The sequence below is a fragment of the Mesorhizobium sp. M1A.T.Ca.IN.004.03.1.1 genome, from assembly GCF_003997555.1.
Lineage (GTDB): Bacteria > Pseudomonadota > Alphaproteobacteria > Rhizobiales > Rhizobiaceae > Mesorhizobium.
This window is the reverse complement of sequence record NZ_RZTV01000803.1, coordinates 1-249: the sequence shown is the minus strand read 5'-3', so window position 1 is coordinate 249 and position 249 is coordinate 1. Positions and strand designations below refer to the sequence as shown.

The following is a 249-nucleotide window of genomic DNA, read 5'->3' as shown; positions in this document are numbered from 1 at the left end:
GAGGTGATTGGCTACACTACCGCCAGGCTCGTGTTGCCGCTCATCACCGGCGGGAAGGTGCGCGTGCAAGCCATATCCTCGACCGAGACGGGATTTAACTGGCTGGGCTTCAAACGCGTCCCCGATGGCTCACTGATCTGCCAAGCTCCTATGGCAGGATGGATCGGTTTGATCCCGTGGGTGGTTGTGGTCGCCGTTCTTATCCTCACAATCGCATAGCCGTCACCACCGGACGCTTACTTCCTATCC

General features: G+C 58.6%; 1 protein-coding gene. It reads left to right on the top strand.

Annotated elements, in window-relative coordinates; all coding sequences use genetic code 11:
- The coding region (locus tag EOD29_RS36790; RefSeq protein ID WP_127248883.1) for a hypothetical protein at positions 1 to 219 on the top strand (219 nt) is incomplete at its 5' end.
- Positions 220 to 249 lie beyond the last annotated feature (30 nt).